Origin of the sequence: Colwellia sp. BRX10-1, from assembly GCF_014077545.1 — a bacterium.
Classification (GTDB): Bacteria; Pseudomonadota; Gammaproteobacteria; order Enterobacterales; family Alteromonadaceae; genus Colwellia_A.
The window spans coordinates 69105-85605 of sequence record NZ_JACGWC010000014.1 but is presented as its reverse complement, the minus strand read 5'-3'; the positions used below and the strand labels follow the sequence as shown (position 1 = coordinate 85605).

Annotated in this window: 14 protein-coding genes; 8 read left to right on the top strand and 6 right to left on the bottom strand. The window is 36.8% G+C overall.

The genetic code is table 11. The features are described from left to right. Positions 1 to 9: 9 nt before the first annotated feature. The 7 genes from H4J75_RS12680 (at position 10) to H4J75_RS12655 (ending at position 9145) form a co-directional block, all read left to right on the top strand. On the top strand, positions 10 to 1734 hold the full coding sequence (locus H4J75_RS12680; RefSeq protein WP_182222336.1) for a CRTAC1 family protein: 1725 nt from the start codon (positions 10 to 12) through the stop codon (positions 1732 to 1734). Between the two features lie 96 nt (positions 1735 to 1830). Continuing rightward, positions 1831 to 3810, top strand: a complete 1980-nt coding sequence (locus H4J75_RS12675; protein WP_182222335.1) for a vanadium-dependent haloperoxidase — start codon at positions 1831 to 1833, stop codon at positions 3808 to 3810. A 41-nt stretch (positions 3811 to 3851) separates the two neighbouring features. Continuing rightward, complete coding sequence (locus H4J75_RS12670) at positions 3852 to 5264, top strand: MFS transporter (RefSeq protein ID WP_182214106.1); 1413 nt, start codon at positions 3852 to 3854, stop codon at positions 5262 to 5264. A gap of 168 nt (positions 5265 to 5432) precedes the next feature. Further along, the gene (locus H4J75_RS12665) at positions 5433 to 6968 is read left to right on the top strand and encodes an amidase (protein ID WP_220465310.1); all 1536 of its coding nucleotides are present in this window, start codon (positions 5433 to 5435) and stop codon (positions 6966 to 6968) included. 104 nt (positions 6969 to 7072) lie between these two features. Beyond that, a complete protein-coding gene (locus H4J75_RS12660; RefSeq protein ID WP_259366421.1) occupies positions 7073 to 7651 on the top strand; it encodes a peroxiredoxin family protein in 579 nt (192 codons plus the stop codon). 372 nt (positions 7652 to 8023) lie between these two features. Next, a complete protein-coding gene (locus H4J75_RS19975) occupies positions 8024 to 8191 on the top strand; it encodes a hypothetical protein (protein ID WP_182231334.1) in 168 nt (55 codons plus the stop codon). Between the two features lie 342 nt (positions 8192 to 8533). After that, positions 8534 to 9145, top strand: coding sequence for a fumarylacetoacetate hydrolase family protein (locus tag H4J75_RS12655; protein ID WP_182222334.1), 612 nt, complete (start codon positions 8534 to 8536; stop codon positions 9143 to 9145). A gap of 397 nt (positions 9146 to 9542) precedes the next feature. On the opposite strand, the gene H4J75_RS12650 is transcribed toward H4J75_RS12655, so the two are convergent. After that, positions 9543 to 11594: an EAL domain-containing protein gene (locus H4J75_RS12650; RefSeq protein WP_182222333.1), complete on the bottom strand. Its 2052-nt coding sequence runs from the start codon at positions 11592 to 11594 to the stop codon at positions 9543 to 9545. A 410-nt stretch (positions 11595 to 12004) separates the two neighbouring features. Between H4J75_RS12650 and H4J75_RS12645 the strand changes: the two genes are divergently transcribed. Then, complete coding sequence (locus H4J75_RS12645; protein ID WP_182222332.1) at positions 12005 to 13798, top strand: lysophospholipid acyltransferase family protein; 1794 nt, start codon at positions 12005 to 12007, stop codon at positions 13796 to 13798. Between the two features lie 12 nt (positions 13799 to 13810). Here the strand turns inward: H4J75_RS12645 and H4J75_RS12640 are convergent, their stop codons facing one another. From H4J75_RS12640 to H4J75_RS19970, 5 genes are read right to left on the bottom strand one after another with little or no spacing between them, the layout of a single operon-like run. After that, entirely contained in the window at positions 13811 to 14557 is a 747-nt protein-coding gene (locus tag H4J75_RS12640; protein ID WP_182222331.1) for an NRDE family protein, read from the bottom strand. Beyond that, positions 14558 to 15127 carry a hypothetical protein gene (locus tag H4J75_RS12635; protein WP_182214097.1) on the bottom strand — a complete coding sequence of 190 codons (570 nt, stop codon included), beginning with the start codon at positions 15125 to 15127 and terminating at the stop codon, positions 14558 to 14560. Between the two features lie 39 nt (positions 15128 to 15166). Further along, the gene (locus tag H4J75_RS12630) at positions 15167 to 15448 is read right to left on the bottom strand and encodes an anti-sigma factor (protein ID WP_070374390.1); all 282 of its coding nucleotides are present in this window, start codon (positions 15446 to 15448) and stop codon (positions 15167 to 15169) included. A gap of 1 nt (position 15449) precedes the next feature. Then, positions 15450 to 16115 carry a sigma-70 family RNA polymerase sigma factor gene (locus H4J75_RS12625; RefSeq protein ID WP_182214095.1) on the bottom strand — a complete coding sequence of 222 codons (666 nt, stop codon included), beginning with the start codon at positions 16113 to 16115 and terminating at the stop codon, positions 15450 to 15452. Between the two features lie 43 nt (positions 16116 to 16158). Beyond that, complete coding sequence (locus H4J75_RS19970) at positions 16159 to 16305, bottom strand: hypothetical protein (protein WP_157470823.1); 147 nt, start codon at positions 16303 to 16305, stop codon at positions 16159 to 16161. Positions 16306 to 16501 lie beyond the last annotated feature (196 nt).

The following is a 16501-nucleotide window of genomic DNA, read 5'->3' as shown; positions in this document are numbered from 1 at the left end:
GGTATTCACATGAAAAACACGCGATCATCACTTTACGTTTACCCCTTTCTTTTCTTATTAAGCTTAGCACTTACTGCGCTATCAGGTTGTGGTGGCGGAAGCGCGAGTAACGATAAGCCTGTCGAGAAAACAGGTGTTGAAACACCTGTTTTAATTGGGCCACAAGTTGTTGGTATTGCTGCAAAGGTTACTGAGCGGGCTGCCATTGGCAGCGCTAGTCATCAGTGCCATGCCGTTGAGAATAGTGCGCAATCATTACAGTTTTCGGAAATTTCTCAGCAAGCGGGTATTACCTTTAGCCATTCAATGCCCGATGGTGATGGCGTATTAGGTATGTCTGGTGGTGTGGCGGCAGGTGATTTTGACAATGATGGTTGGGTAGATTTATACGCGATAGGTGGTGAAGGGCAAGCCAATGTTTTATTAAAAAATCAAGGTGATGGTACCTTTACCGACCGAGCTAGCTTTTCAGGTGTTGCTCAAAAAAATAAAGGCAGTGGTCCTGCTTTTGGTGATTTTAATGGTGACGGCTTATTAGATTTATTTGTTGGTGGTGTCGGTGGCGATGCGGCAAATCTTTATGTTAATCAAGGAAATGAACAATACCTAGACATTACTGCGAGTTCAGGTCTGGTACTGCCGGGTAATAATTTTTCAGGCACTTGGGCTGACTACGATAAAGATGGTGACCTTGATTTGTTTGTTACTCATTGGACCGAAGAACGTAGCGGTTACTTTGCCTATTTTTGGCAGAATAATGGCGATTCAACCTTTTCAGATGTCACCTTTGAAGCCGGTATAAAAAATACCAGTAATGCCGATAAAACCTTAACCGCAACATTCTCTGATATTAATAACGATGGTTGGGTCGACCTACTCTTAGTAACAGATTATGCGCAAACCCGTCTTTACAAAAACAATAAAGATGGCACGTTTACCGATATCACTGACCATGAAGTGATAACAGATAATACTGGCATGGGCTCAGCAGTGGCTGACTACGACAATGATGGCGACTTAGACTGGTTTGTTAGCGCAATATCTTATCGAGACGAACCGGCAAAGTTAGGTTGGCTGTCTCCAGGCAATCGCTTTTATCAGAATCAGGGCGATGGCACTTTTCTTGATAAAACAGACGAGCTTGGTGTTCGTCATAGCTCTTGGGCATGGGCGACTTGTTTTAGTGATTTCAATAACGACGGCTTACAAGATTTATTTGTTGTTAATGGTATGTATGGCGAAAATATTGAAAAAATGTTTTTAGACGATCCTTCTCGACTCTTTCTTGCTAATGGCGATGGTACTTTTAAAGAGTCATCCATCGATGTCGGTATTGATGACAAGTCGATGGGGCGAGGCTTAGTATGTTTTGATTATGACAAAGACGGTGATCAAGATATTTATATTGCTAACCATGATGAGCCACCTAAGTTGTTTTGTAATAATGGAGGCAGTAAGACGGGTCAGAATAACTTTATCAATATCAAATTGATTGATGCAACCAGTAACTCTCAGGCCCTAGGGGCAAGGATATATGTCAGTAGTGGTGATATTCGTCAAATGCGGGAATTAAAATCAGGGACAAATTATGTCTCACAAAACCCGGTTGAAGCACACTTTGGTTTAGGTAAGTCGTCAATAATAACCCGTATACGTGTGGTGTGGCCTGATGGCGAAGAGTCAGTGATCACTCAAGTAGCGGTCAATAAATTTGTGACTATCGAGCGTATTTAGCCGCTATTGACTAATTATTTAGTTGCTAGCCAATAATTGTTAGAATCAAAATAAGTATAAAAATAATAAGTAGACCTTATGATTAAGCCGAGCAAAATGAAAATAGTAAAAAACATTATCCTGCCACTCATGTTAAGCCCATTATTATTAACGGCTTGCGGTGGTTCAAGTTCAAGCAGTAAAAATGAAGTGATTGTTGCTGCGCCAATAACAATAACACCCGAGCGAAGTGGACAGTCAGTTGCAAGACAGTGGAATGAAGTTTTACTGCATGCGATACGAAATGACTATGCGCGCCCTACGGTACATGCTCGAAATTTATTCCATATTTCATCAGCAATGTTTGACGCTTGGTCTGTTTATCGCCCGCAAGTGAAACCTTTTTTATGGGGCAATAATGTTGCTGGGTTTAATTGTCTTGCACAAGCCGTTGATTTGCCTATCGATATTATCCCTTTTCAAGAGCAAGCGATAAGTTTTGCCAGTTATAAAATGATCAAACATCGTTTTCGCTTATCACCTGGAGCCAATAATATTATTGCCACAGCGGATGCTTTAATGACGCGCTTAGGCTTTGATGTTGATGATACTTCTGTCGACTATGCTAATGGTTCAGCTGCAGCTCTTGGTAATGCTATCGCCCAATGCTATATCAATTTTGGCTTACAAGATGGCGCTAACGAACAACAGTTTTACAGTAATCGCCATTACCAATCGGTTAACCCTGCGTTAGCTTTGGGAACTGGGCAGTCGGGTAACCCGACTATTGTTGACTTAAATCGCTGGCAACCCCTTTCTATTCAGGGATATATTGATCAAGCAGGAAACCCTGTTGACGATATGCCTGAATTTTTAAGCCCAGAATGGGGACAAGTTGTTCCATTTTCCTTATCTGCAAATGACAAAACTGTTTTTACCCGTGATGGATTTGACTATCAGGTTTACCATGATCCAGGGATGCCGCCGTTGATAGGTTCAGATACAGCGGATTTATATAAGTGGGGCTTTTCGTTAGTCGCGATATGGTCAGCTCATTTAGATGAGAATGACGGTGTCGAATGGGATATATCGCCAAAAAGTATCGGTAACATTAATAGCTTTCCAACAACCTTTTCTCAATATAATGAGTTTTACAATCAACTTGACGGCGGAGATACCAGTGCCGGTTATATCCTTAACCCAGTAACTAACCAACCTTACCAAGAGCAGATTGTGCCTCGTGGTGACTATGGCCGAGTACTCGCCGAGTTCTGGGCAGACGGTCCTGAGTCTGAAACACCGCCGGGTCACTGGTTTGTCATCCTAAATACCGTTAGCGACCATAATTTACTTGAAAAACGTTGGGCGGGTACTGGCGAAATATTAGGTAATTTAGAATGGGATATAAAAAGCTATTTTGCCATGGGGGGCACTATGCATGACGCGGCAATCGCAGCTTGGGGGATCAAGGGGCGCTACGATTATATTCGACCTGTTTCAGCCATTCGTGCAATGGCCGACCTAGGACAAAGTAGCGATGAGCAATTACCTTCTTATCACCTTAACGGAATTCTTCTTGTTGATGGTTACATCGAACTTGTTGGAGCGAACGATGCATTAGCAGGGGACAATAAACAAAATGTCGGAAAAATTAAAATTTATGGCTGGAAAGGCCCTGATTACATTAACAACCCCGCTACTGATAAAGCCGGTGTTGATTGGATTTTAGCTGAGAATTGGTGGCCTTATCAGCGTCCCTCTTTTGTGACCCCACCTTTTGCCGGCTATGTATCTGGGCATTCTACTTATTCTAGAGCCGCTGCCGAATTAATGACCGCAATGACAGGTTCACGATACTTCCCTGGCGGAATGAGCGAATTTGACGTGGTTGCCAATGAGTTTTTAGTTTTTGAACAAGGGCCAAGTGTCAATATGACCCTGCAATGGGCGACTTATCAAGATGCTTCTGATCAATGTAGTCTGTCACGTATTTGGGGAGGTATTCATCCTCCTGCCGATGATATTACCGGTCGCTTAATTGGTGAGAAAATAGGTAAAAATAGTTTTGAGTTTGTACAAGACTATTTTAGTCAATAACCTTTAATGCGACTGCAAATAATAAAAAGAGAATAATAAAAATGTTGGCCATTCAAAAAAACCTTAGTAAATCTTTCTATATGCTATTGAGCCTACCCGCAACAGCGATGGGGTTTGCTTTATCAGTACAGATATCAGCGCTTAGCTGGATATTAACTACTCAATACGGTCTTGATATTCATCAGGTCGGCTTAGTGTGGGCCGCAGGACCTATTGCGGGGATTTTAGGACAAGTTATAGTTGGTATTATTAGCGATAATGTTTGGTTTTGGAATGGCCGTCGCCGTCCGTTTATCCTCATCGGTGGTGTGTTAGCCGCTATGATGTTATTGGCTTTACCCAATATTGATATTGTTTCTTCATCACTTGGCATCTCAGGATTGCTCGGCGTAGCGATTGCTGTTGCGTTAACCTTAGATTTATCGATAAATATTAGTTTTAATCCAACACGTGCCATTATCGCGGATGTAACCCCTGAAGGTGATGCTCGCACTAAAGGTTATACCTGGATGCAAACGGTATCAGGCTCTTTTGGTGTATTGGCTTATGCGGTTGGTGCTACGTGGGGGAACTTTATACTTATTTATTTAGGCGCAGGATTAGTGTTTTTTCTATCAATATTAGCTCCTTTTTTTATTAGCGAACCCAAAGAATTATTAGTAAGTCAACGCGATGTTATTCAAGATAAAGTCTCGTTTACAATGGTGTTGATGAACATAAAACCCTTGTGGGGCTTCATTATTTACGATATTTATGCGATGGCTTTACAAATATCAGGTATAAAAACCGATCATTACTGGGCTGAAGTTATTGCGGCAATCATTACCTTGTATTTTGTTGTTATTACTTTATTTGCTAAAGAGAGTTGCAGTGATAACAGCATTGGTTTTAGAAAAGTATTAGCCGCTCATTCCTTCAGTTGGATTGGCGTACAAACGATGTTTGTTTTTATTATTGCTTTTCTTCAAGACAAAATGCCAAGTTTGTCAGACGATGATTTAGGCAAAGTTATAGCGATGAGTTTTCTCATTTTAAGTGCAGTGTCTGCTTTATTACCGGCATTTGTGCTTGAACCGATAGCTAAAAAAATAGGACGAGTAAAAACCCATACCTATTGCATCGCCAGTATGGCCGTTGGCTATGGATTAGTCGTCATGTTTGGAGATGTAAAAGAAGTGCTTTACTTACTTATGGCGTTATTAGGAATTGGTTGGTCTGCTATTATTAGTTTACCGTTTGCCATTATGTCTGAAAAGGTTGAACAGTCTCGTATGGGCCTATATATGGGCCTATTCAACTTGTCTGTTGTATTACCGCAGTTGTTAGTTAGCTTAGCGATTGGTTTATTCATCAGTAAAGTTGCCGATAAAAGTGTAGTGTTTCAAATTAGTGCTATTGCACTCGCAATTTCAGCGTTGGCTTGGACGAAAGTACAGGAACATTCAAAAGCTTAATTCAGACAAAATAACCTTATAAAACGATAAGTATTAAACAACTTATCGTTTTTGTATCGATTTAATAACAGCAATTAAAGATTCTTTTCGTTTAATTATTAGCCATCTATAGACAAGTACCCCCAATTTAAATTATAAAATGCGCAACGTTATATTTTAGGAATTAAGATGAAAATTTTTCAACCGTTAGCTTTATTATTTTTTTGCTCGGTAATGGCTTTTAATGTTCGTGCCGATATTAATGAAAATACCACCATTAACGACATTCATCAGCAAATGCAAAGTAAACAATTAACCAGCGAACAATTGGTGCAATTCTATTTAAAACGCATTGCGACATATGATGACAAAGGAATGACGCTAAATTCAGTGGTGCAATTAAATAAAAATGCCCTCAAGCAAGCTAAAGCACTTGACCTTTATTTCCTTAAAAATGGCTTTAAAGGCAGCTTGCATGGTATTCCTATTCTACTTAAAGACAATATAGATACTACTGATGGTATGGCAAACACAGCAGGCTCAACTGCTTTAGCCAATAATTTTCCAGATGATGATGCTTTTTTGGTTAAACAACTCAAAGAAGCTGGCGCGATTATCTTAGGAAAAACCAATCTAAGTGAATGGGCAAACTTTCGCTCAACCGCTTCATCAAGTGGTTGGAGCGGTTTATATGGACAAAGTAAAAACCCTTACGATATAACAACTAGTCCTTGTGGCTCTAGTTCAGGTTCTGGTATTGCTGCTGCGGCTCACTTCGCTACGGTAACAATAGGTACTGAAACTGATGGTTCAGTGACTTGTCCTGCGGCAATTAATGGGGTTGTTGGAATAAAACCAACCTTAGGCACCGTTAGTCGCGACGGTATTATCCCCATTGCGCATAGTCAAGATACAGCGGGCCCTATGGCGAGAAATGTAACCGATGCGGTTATTTTGTTAGCGGCAATGGTAAAAGCAGACCCAAGTGATCAAGATGGAATGTCTTCAACGATAGATTACCTCTCACATTTAAAGCTTGATGGTCTTAAAGGTAAGCGTATCGGTATTGCTCGAAATCTAATGGGTTATCATCAAGGGCTAGACAATGTTTTTAGTCAGGCAGTACAAGATCTTAAAAGCCAAGGTGCAGTGATCGTAGACGACGTTAATTTTGAAAAAAAAGATCAGTGGGGCGATGCTGAATTTGAAGTGCTGCTTTATGAATTTAAAGACGAGCTCAATAAGTATCTTTCAAAAACAGCACCAGGCATGCCAAAATCACTCAGTGAAATGATTGAATTCAATAAAATAAATGCTGATATTGAAATGAAATATTTTGGACAAGAAATATTTTTGATGGCACAAGCTAAAGGGGACATTACTGATAAAGTTTATCTTGATGCACTCGCAAAAGCGAAACGTTTAACACAACAAGCAGGCATCGATGCGTTACTTGAAAAGCACAATCTTGATATGATTATTGCCCCAACCACAGGGCCCGCGTGGAAAATTGATTGGGTTAATGGCGACCATTATTTAGGTGCTGCATCTTCTGCTGCGGCAATATCAGGTTACCCTCATATTACGCTACCCATGGGCTATGTACATGGCTTACCTGTTGGCTTATCAATGTTTTCCGGCAAGTTACAAGAAGGTATCTTGATTGAAGCTGCTTTTGGTTATGAACAAGCGACTCAACATCGCGTTGCGCCAAAACTACAGTAATTATCTCTGGTAAATTAATAACAACTAGATGAAGTAAATAATGCAGATGCACGGTCTATAGTTTTAGTACAAACATTTACTTCATATAAGAGTTTATAAAAATTATGGTTAATAACAAAAAATATATACCGGTCATTGTCACTTTGCTTTTCTCTATGCTTTTTATTAACAGCGCTTTTGCCAAGCAGACTTCAATAAACGTTGGGCCTAAAGTGGGTGACAAAGCACCGGCTTTAACGGTAATAGATGCAACAAAATCAGTGGTTAACATTGAGGACTTAACCGCTGAAAAAGGATTAATCATCTTATTTTTTCGTTCAGCTGACTGGTGTCCCTTTTGTAAACGCCACTTAATTGAATTCAATGAATATGCTGATAAATTTAAAGCGTTAGGTTACGGTGTTGCGGCTATTTCTTATGACAGTACTGACATCTTAAACGATTTCTCTAAGGCGCATCAATTAACCTATCCTTTGTTGTCAGATCAAGCGGCGGCGACGGTAAAAGCCTATGGTATTCTTAATAAAGATTACCAAATGGGCGATGATAATTATGGCATTCCTTATCCTGGTGTTGTGATTATTGACCCTGCAGGGACTATCTTTCATAAATACTTTTTTGAAGGTTATCGCAAACGTGTAAAGTTTATCGATTTATACCAGCAGTTAAGTACCATCAAATAAGCGATAGATTTTAGTCGTATAACAGCCTCTACTTTTTAAAATAGTAAGGAATAGAGGCTAAACAATAATAAATAGATAATAATTTAAAAAAATGTTTACTTTCACGTTTAAGCTGTTTATAGTTGTTTTGTTAATTATCCCCCTCTCGTTTATTTAACCTATTATCACTTGTGATTAGTACTTGTGATAATCAATGTTATGTCTTTCCCTTTCACAGTCAGTCATCACTCAAATTACTAAGCCTAAATTGTTGTCTGAGGTTATCAAGATCCATTATTTCTTGATCAGATATTTATAAATATCTAAACGTTTTCACACAGTAATATGGCTTTTATTATTAATGCGCAGCAGCGCAAATTAAAGAGTTTTATTATGTCTTATACATATAAAGGAACGATTTATTCAATTAAATCACCTATTAATTTCATTTCAGTTAACAAACACAATGTTGTTGTTAACGATCAAAATGGTACTAAGTTAATCAAGTTTGGCAATAACACCGATTCTAAATGTTTTTTAGAATGGATATACCAAGCTTAATAACAAGATAAACCCTCAATTCAACACCATGAGTTGAGGCAATGATTTAAGTCGAATCTTAGCGATATAACCACTAAGCTTCGACTAAATCGCTACTTTTACTTCACTTCAATCAATCCCCCTGATTTATCATATTTGGCTAATCTAGCTACAATATTCTTTGCTAATTTCTCTAAATATCTATTAAATTATATTTATCTACGATATCGATAAATGATTAAGTTATCCTATGTTACGATTTTGATGCTAGGGTGTTTTACTTAGCTATTCATTAGCCGATGGCCCCGCTAACTGATATTAATAAAAATTAAGTTAACCTATTAAGACAAAGGAACAACATAAATGAACAGTGTTAAGCATGATGGTCTCGACTTTATCCCTTCAAAGGTTGTCTGCATTGGCCGAAATTATGTCGAGCATATTGAAGAGCTAAACAATGAAATTCCAGCAGAGCCGGTAGTTTTTATTAAGCCTAACTCCGCCATTTCTAATGAGATAGAAAGCCATCAATCTGATGAAATACACTATGAAGGTGAGATCAGTTTTATTATTAAGAACAATCAAATTTCTGGTATAGGCTTTGGCTTAGATCTGACAAAAAGAAAGCTTCAAAATGTGCTTAAATCAAAAGGTCTACCTTGGGAGCGAGCTAAAGCTTTTGATAAATCGGCCGTATTTAGCAACTTTGTTAACTGTGATGGCGATTATAAAAGTTATAAAATGGAGTTATTTATAGATAACCTTCTTATACAATTCGCTAATTACCCACTGATGATCAACAAACCTGAAATGTTAATCACTGATATACAAAGTTTCTTAACCCTTGAAGATGGAGATATTATTATGACTGGCACGCCTAAAGGTGTGGGCATTATAAATTCGGGTCAGTTATTTACCGCTAAAATATATAAAAATGAAGAAATTATTATTGAACAATCTTGGCTTGTTCAATAACTTTATAGGCGCTAGATAAAAAGGGCCATTAAATATAGCGCGACTAAAATAAGATGAACGCTTTAATTAGTCGCCCTCCAACGCTGCCTCATCGTTAAGGAAGGTTCATTAATAAAGTTGTTTTATGGCGAAAGGGACGTCATATCGACCTTGTTTAGCGTATATCACTTTATAAAACTTCCTTCATCTATCGATAGTGCATAAGACTTATACTCCATGTCAGATTTTAAAATATGTTTAGCTAGCCAGCTATAAAGAAATATCGCTCTTTTATGATGTATATCGATATTATAATGTGTGAGTTTTTCTTCTAGTAAATGAAATTTATTTCTTAGCTCAGCGTGCTTTCTTATATGATCTTCAGTGTCAGGATGATTCGGTAAGTTAAATGATTTCATTAGCCATTTTCTTTGTGTTGAGCGTTATGTTGATTTTTTTGTTTGAATGCTAACAACCACTTTTCAAAATCACTCGCACTTAGCGGTTTACTATAAAGAAAACCCTGATGGTTGCTACAGCCTAACTCACACAACTTATCTGCTTGTTCTTGCGTTTCTATACCTTCAGCAATGAGGCTAACGTTGAAGGTTTTCGATAGCAAAATTAATGCCATTACTATTGCTCTGTCTTCTGGACAATTTACAATATTATCAACAAAGCATTTATCAATTTTTACATTATCAATAGGTAAACTTTTTAAGCGTTGTAACGAAGAATAGCCAGTACCAAAATCATCAATTGCGATTTTGACTCCTAATTCTCTCAAAGCCACCAAAATAGCAGTGTGATGATTATTATCTTCAGAAAAAAGAGATTCAGTGACCTCAAGTTCAATAGCATTACCAGGGATCATCTCCTCTGTTAATACTTTTTGTACCTGAGCAAAAAGATCATTGCGATCAAACTGTCGCAATGAGATATTAATCGCCATAACCCCAGTAAACAAATTATTAATTCTCCACACTCGTAATTGCCGGCATGCGCTTTTTAAGACAAAGTGGCCTAGCTCTTTAATAGCTCCGTTTGCTTCTGCTATTGGAATAAAAAGGGCGGGTGATATAATCCCCTGCTCAGGGTGAATCCATCTAAGTAAGCATTCGATGCCATAAACTTCACCATTATCAGCATTTATTTGTGGTTGATACCAGACTTCAAACTGTTTATTTTCAATTGCTTGATAAATTTCTCTATCAAGTTCCATCCTACGTTTAATTAACTCTTTTTCTTTAGTATCAAATAATGAATAATAATTTCCTCCTGACTTTTTTACTTTCATCATAGCAACATCAGCAAATGAAATAAGCTCTTTAACATCAAGTGAATCTAAAGGAAATGTACTTACACCAATACTTATCGTTGTTTTAAACTCACCAAATTTGGTCTTAAAAGGTTTTTCAAAAAGGGATAATATTTGTTCACAAATTTTATCTAAATTTCTTAGTGACTTTTCTCCCTCAACAACAACTATAAATTCATCACCACCACTTCTTGCTATAATGTCATTGTCACGTAATTTAGCATTAAGCCTATTTGCGACACTCTTTAATAACTCATCTCCTACTTCGTGTCCTAGAGAATCATTAATAGATTTAAACCTGTCTAGATCACAAAAAAGCACAGCAAAGTAAGTGGGGGTTTCACGATGAAGTTCAGATAAATGTTCAAGTTTTTCAAATAATAGATGTCGATTAGGTAAGCTAGTTAATGTGTCGTGATAGGCATGAAAGTGAACTTCTTCTTCAGATTTTTTTCGACTGGTAATATCGGTAAACTGACAAATATAATTAGAAATGTGACCGTTACTGTCTTTGATACTGCTTATATTTAACCACTCAGGGTAAATTTCACCATTTTTTCTTTTATTCCAAATTTCGCCTTGCCAACCCCCTTCATTAATAAGCTTTTGCCAAAATTGTTTATAAAAATATTTATCTTGTTTTCCAGAGCTTAGGATAGCTGGGGTTTTCCCCCAAACTTCTTCTTGCGTATAACCGGTTATATGAGAAAAACCTTTATTGACTATTTGTATATAACCTTGATTATCAGTCACTACAATCGCTTCATTGGAGTGGTTAAAAATTTGTTCAATAATAGAAATATTAGATTTAGTAATATCGTTATAATTAGTTGCTTTAAAAAAGAGTAATGTTTGTTCTTCGTTATTTTTTGTTAAAGAAAAAAAACAAACGTCTACAGGAAGCTGTCTGTTATCTTTTTGCTGTAAAGTTGAGCTGAAGTGACCAAAGTCAGGGTTACTGTTATTTTGCTGAACTTTATCTGCAGAAAACTTGTGTATTTTATCAATTGAATAACCGAGTAAGTCGGTCTTATCAAGCCCTGTCATCAGTAAGTATTCAGTGTTTACTGCTACTAATATGTAGTTAGCATTTAATGTTAGAATACCCGCAGTTATTTCGTCTTTCATTAACGCTTTGTCCAAATAGCCCATATTTCATATTCCCTCATTAACAACATAGCGTGTCAGCATTATTAGTTGTTTTATAATCTTAGTTAAAATTAAGTAAAAAGCTCGTTTTTATGAAATTTATTTAACAACAATATGCGAGATAATGACTATAGTTAACTAAACCTTATCAGATGCTTAAGTTATAAATACCAATAATACACCTAAAGACTATATTCCTTTGTCGAGGGGGCGGGATCATAGGCTAATCCAAGTGTGTTATAGCTCTTATTGATAAATTCAGCCTTTGTGTGATAAAACATTATAAGTACTTTAATTTTTTAGTGAAATTTGTAACCTTTATCTTGCGTGTAACATCTAAAATAGTATCAAAAGTTAACGGGGAAGCCCTTCGATCGCGTTAATATAATCATTTCCTTATAACTGAAGACTTTATGAACAATGAACCACTAGAAAAACCTTATTCAGATTTACGTCTTGCGGCTATGGCGCCTAATACATTGCTGGGCACAATGCTTAAAATTACCGGGCCTTTTTGGGATAAGTTATTAGGGATAAGTAAACTGCGCAGGGTTTATGAGTCTTGTGAATTATCTGGATTAAACAAACAAGAATTTTCACAAAAATTACTCAATGGTTTAGGTGTTCAGGTTTCTGGTATTAATGGTGTTTTGGCAAAAATACCGCAACGTGGCCGTTGTATTATTGTCTGTAACCATCCTTATGGCATGATTGAAGGGGTTATTATTGCGCACTTATTAACCGAAGTTCGTGCTGATACCAAAGTCATGGCAAACGTCGGTTTAACAATATTTAAAGAAATTAAAGATTACTTTATCTTTGCTAATCCATTAAAGCCTAAAGCTTTGATCAATGGCTTAGCAATAAAACAATGTTTTCGACATCTCGAAAAAGATGGCTTGTTGGTCATATTTCCTGCAGGGCGTGTTTCTTTTTTTCAAGCGGATAAACAACGAATTGCCGATGCTGATTGGAATCGACTTGCAATTAAGCTTGCCACAAAAACAGACTCGCCTATCTTACCTGTTTTTATATCAGGTGCTAATAGCAAACTTTTTCATAATATGGGGAGAGTTTATTATCGTTTTCGACTACTAATGTTAGCGCATGAAATGTTTAAATTACAAGCACATAACATCGCTTTAAAAACCAATAATCTGCTCACCATAAAGCAACTTAATGAATTTAATGGTACTAAAAGAATGAATGATTTTGTCCGCTTACAATGCTATTTAAACGATGATAACTATTTTAGCCCTTGGCTTGAGCATGAGAAAAGAACATCATTTGAAGCGGTTATTCCTATGGTGGATAAAAAAGTAATGAAAAAAGAGCTTGCTCAACTGCCTGAAATACAACACTTATTAGATTTTAAATCATTCTCTGTCTATTATGGTTATCAACAACAAATTCCACATTGTGTAGAAGAAATTACTCGATTACGGGAAATAACGTTTAGAACTTTAGATGAAGGGAGTGGTGAAGCGTGCGATACCGATAAATTTGATGCAACGTACATGCATTTATTTATTTTTGATCATAAAAATGAAGAGATTATTGGTGCCTATCGAATAGGACAGACCGACCTTTTACAAAAAAATGGCGATGTATCAAAACTTTATCTTGCGCAAATGTTTGATTTTGCGCCTGAGTTTATTAATCAACAACAACCTTGTTTAGAAATGGGCCGCTCATTTATCATTGCTGCGCACCAAAACAGTTTTCATGGCTTACTGTTATTATGGAAAGGCATTGGCGCTTTTGTCTGTCAAAACCCACATTACCGAACATTGTATGGCACGGTATCATTAAGCAAACTATATGATCCTCGCTCAGTTGCCTTAATTGATGAAATTATGGTGACAGATAAAGAGGGCGTTAGCGCTAAAAAATCCTTTGCCGGGCAACTTCATCCAGAAGTAAAAGATTTTATTAGCGCAGCACCTGTCTCTTTAAATCAGTTGTCGGCATTAGTGATGGGCATCGAAGAAGACGGTAAAGATGTTCCGGTATTATTGAAACAATATTATAAGTTAGGGGCTAAATTTCATTGCACGGGCATAGATGTTAATTTCAATGACACGCCAGGCTTGTTGCTCAGTGTTAATTTACCAGCAGCACCTGACAAGCTATTAAAACTTTATTTAGGTTCATCTAAAACCGCGTATATAAATTATGATAAAAGTGATGAGTTAAGTGCCATTTGAGAATAATAAATATTAAGCGAATTCAATGCTCTCTTCTTTTGGAGACAAAACTGTGTGAGATTTTTGTACAACATTATCAAAGTACTCAAAACAAATTTCACTTTCTTTAGCGAGACAAGTTTTTATTGATAAGTGAGAGATACTGACTGTTCTCGCATCTTCTCTTTGCATATTAACCGCATATTTACCGTCTTTTTCTGTCGAAAAATGAAAATCTTTGTGTTGCTTTGATAATAATTCTTTACCATTAACAGACTGTTCAAAGCGATCTTTTCTCTTTTGGCGCACGTCAATAAAATCAAGACTTGATGATGTTATCGGTAAGTCAGCCTTACCATCAACGCTTACCTCAATCAGTTGCTTACCATTCCACTTTACGCAGTGAATTTTTGGTTTTTTAATCGATAAATCTTCAGGGAAAATGCACAGTTGAAAAGGTTGGAAAACCTTTAGATCCATAGTTTCTAATTGCTCAATAACACTCGTTTGGTTTTGCAGTAAAGAAAGAATAAGTTGTCCACGACTGATCACGTTATCGTGATTATTAGCCGGTGCTTGATAATTATTTAATAAAGCGAGCGATAAGCCTTTTTTGCTGACAGCTATCCATGTACCCGCACCAACAGGGTCTACGGGATAAATGGCGCCACTTATTGGATAATATTTAGGGGGAATAGCTAACAAGCGAGAACGTTGTTCATCACGATTGAAAAATAACTCATAACCATTATCATTGAGTAAATACGTTAACGTGCACATTTAATTAATCACAGATAAAAGTTTATTTTTACTTTTAGCATCAGTAGATTGTTCATTACACTGTCTTAAAAAAGTTGCTGTAGCAGGCGCCAAGCCAAAATCTTGGGGTAATTCGGTTGCTTGTAGCGCATTTTTTTGAGCAAAAGTTATCTGAGCAATCATCGCATAGTGATGAACAGCATGGCTACCGACAAAAACTAATTCTCTAGCAACAGAGGTTTGTAGTTTTTGTATATTTTTATTGGTTACCGATACTTCTGTCGCTAATGTTATCACTTGATTGAGCTTGTCTTCGGACATGCCTTGAATCCAATTAGCTATTTCATTTAATTTAGCGATAGCAAGTTCAGGAGATAACTCTATTTGGCCACCACGCATCCTAAGATCATAGTTAATCAACTTATTTTCAATACCTGACATTATCGCTAAATAATGATCAATAATATGCCGCATATGGGTGCCTGCAGAACTGATAAAGTTAGGTTGAACGATTTGTGTATAATTTTTTTTAGAGACAGTATTAAGATACAACTGACCTTGTTCAATAATTTCTAATTGACTGATGATCATTCTTTTTTAAATTTCCAATAGTAAAATTAATAAAATGAACTATTTAGACGTTCGACTCTTTAAGATAGCTTGTATAAGATCTTCTGGGACCTCTGGGCTCTGCTCAGCTTTAATAAACCCTGTTTGAGAAAGACGAATGGCATTTTTATAGCCCTCTAAGTAATCTCTGCATTCTGGGCACATACTTAAGTGCAGTTTAAATTTAAAGCTTTCAATGTAAGATAAATTACCGCCATGAAAATCATATAGAAAATTGTCAACCTCTTCGCAGGTCAACATACCTGGCATGTGCTGGGCTATTAATCGCTTAATCATTAACATATCAGTTTACCTTCCAATTTTTTTCTGCGTTCTTTATGTCTTCCTGTTCTAAAATAGTTTTTAAAAGTAACCTAGCTCGGTGTAATTGAGTTTTCACTGAAGCTTCAGATATTGCTAAAATTTCAGCCGTTTCTTTGGTACTTAGTTCTTGGATGTCTCTAAGCAGTAAAACGTTACAATATTTCTCAGGAAGTTGGTAAATAATATTATTAAGCGATAATTTTGCTTCACCTTTTTCAAATAGCATTTCAATATTATTATTTAGGTTATCGTTTAAGCTATGGCCTAAATTATCGGCAAATTGCGTACGCTCTCCATAGTCATTGTATTGCTGATAAAATGTTTCTATTGAGGTAGTGTTTTGCCTTTTTCTTTGTCGAAGCATCATTAGCGCTTCATTTACCGTAATACGGTGCAGCCAAGTCGACAGGTTTGAATTTTTTTTAAAAGAGGTGATATTGTTAAAAACTTGAATGAAGGCTTTTTGTAAACACTCTTGTGCATCGTCATCGGTGGGAAAAAAGCGCCATGCAAGGGTATACATTTTTGCGCTGTATTGACGTACTAATGCCTCGTAAGCGAAAGCATTATTATTGATCAGCCCCTCAACTAGTTCATCTTCTTTATCGATATCTTGGCTTAAAGTAGCGGAAGATTGTTTTTTCAAAAAAGTTGTAACCTTTTTAATTTTAGCGCATCAACTAACTAAGTTAACGAATAATTAATTGAAAATCACTATTTAATTTTAAGGCTGTTTTTTTAGTGTCATTAATGTTCACGATAATAGTAGCAGCCGTTACGGTACCTTGGGATGATGGCTGGTAAGCGATAACAGACCCAAGTGCACCTTTACCCATGAAAGAGTTATTGACCTCTAATAAATTAGTTATCGTAAAAGAAGTACTACAAAGCACGCTCATTATGATTATATAACGCTAAGCGGCAGTGTGGTGATGTTAAATAACGGTATTGCGTTTTCTGTAACCTGTTACTATTCGTCTTATTTATTATGGGTGGACTTTAACTGATAATAGGTAATAGGTAATAGATAAA

What these genes read in the sequence shown, in the direction of transcription:
- H4J75_RS12645 (WP_182222332.1), top strand. Translation starts at nt 12,005, where the DNA reads ATGAACAATGAACCACTAGAAAAACCTTATTCAGATTTACGTCTTGCG.
- H4J75_RS12680 (WP_182222336.1), top strand. Translation starts at nt 10, where the DNA reads ATGAAAAACACGCGATCATCACTTTACGTTTACCCCTTTCTTTTCTTA.
- H4J75_RS19975 (WP_182231334.1), top strand. Translation starts at nt 8,024, where the DNA reads ATGTCTTATACATATAAAGGAACGATTTATTCAATTAAATCACCTATT.
- H4J75_RS12675 (WP_182222335.1), top strand. Translation starts at nt 1,831, where the DNA reads ATGAAAATAGTAAAAAACATTATCCTGCCACTCATGTTAAGCCCATTA.
- H4J75_RS12635 (WP_182214097.1), bottom strand. Translation starts at nt 15,127, where the DNA reads ATGATCATCAGTCAATTAGAAATTATTGAACAAGGTCAGTTGTATCTT.
- H4J75_RS12660 (WP_259366421.1), top strand. Translation starts at nt 7,073, where the DNA reads ATGGTTAATAACAAAAAATATATACCGGTCATTGTCACTTTGCTTTTC.
- H4J75_RS12650 (WP_182222333.1), bottom strand. Translation starts at nt 11,594, where the DNA reads ATGGGCTATTTGGACAAAGCGTTAATGAAAGACGAAATAACTGCGGGT.
- H4J75_RS12670 (WP_182214106.1), top strand. Translation starts at nt 3,852, where the DNA reads ATGTTGGCCATTCAAAAAAACCTTAGTAAATCTTTCTATATGCTATTG.
- H4J75_RS12655 (WP_182222334.1), top strand. Translation starts at nt 8,534, where the DNA reads ATGAACAGTGTTAAGCATGATGGTCTCGACTTTATCCCTTCAAAGGTT.
- H4J75_RS19970 (WP_157470823.1), bottom strand. Translation starts at nt 16,305, where the DNA reads ATGGGTAAAGGTGCACTTGGGTCTGTTATCGCTTACCAGCCATCATCC.
- H4J75_RS12630 (WP_070374390.1), bottom strand. Translation starts at nt 15,448, where the DNA reads ATGTTAATGATTAAGCGATTAATAGCCCAGCACATGCCAGGTATGTTG.
- H4J75_RS12665 (WP_220465310.1), top strand. Translation starts at nt 5,433, where the DNA reads ATGAAAATTTTTCAACCGTTAGCTTTATTATTTTTTTGCTCGGTAATG.
- H4J75_RS12640 (WP_182222331.1), bottom strand. Translation starts at nt 14,557, where the DNA reads ATGTGCACGTTAACGTATTTACTCAATGATAATGGTTATGAGTTATTT.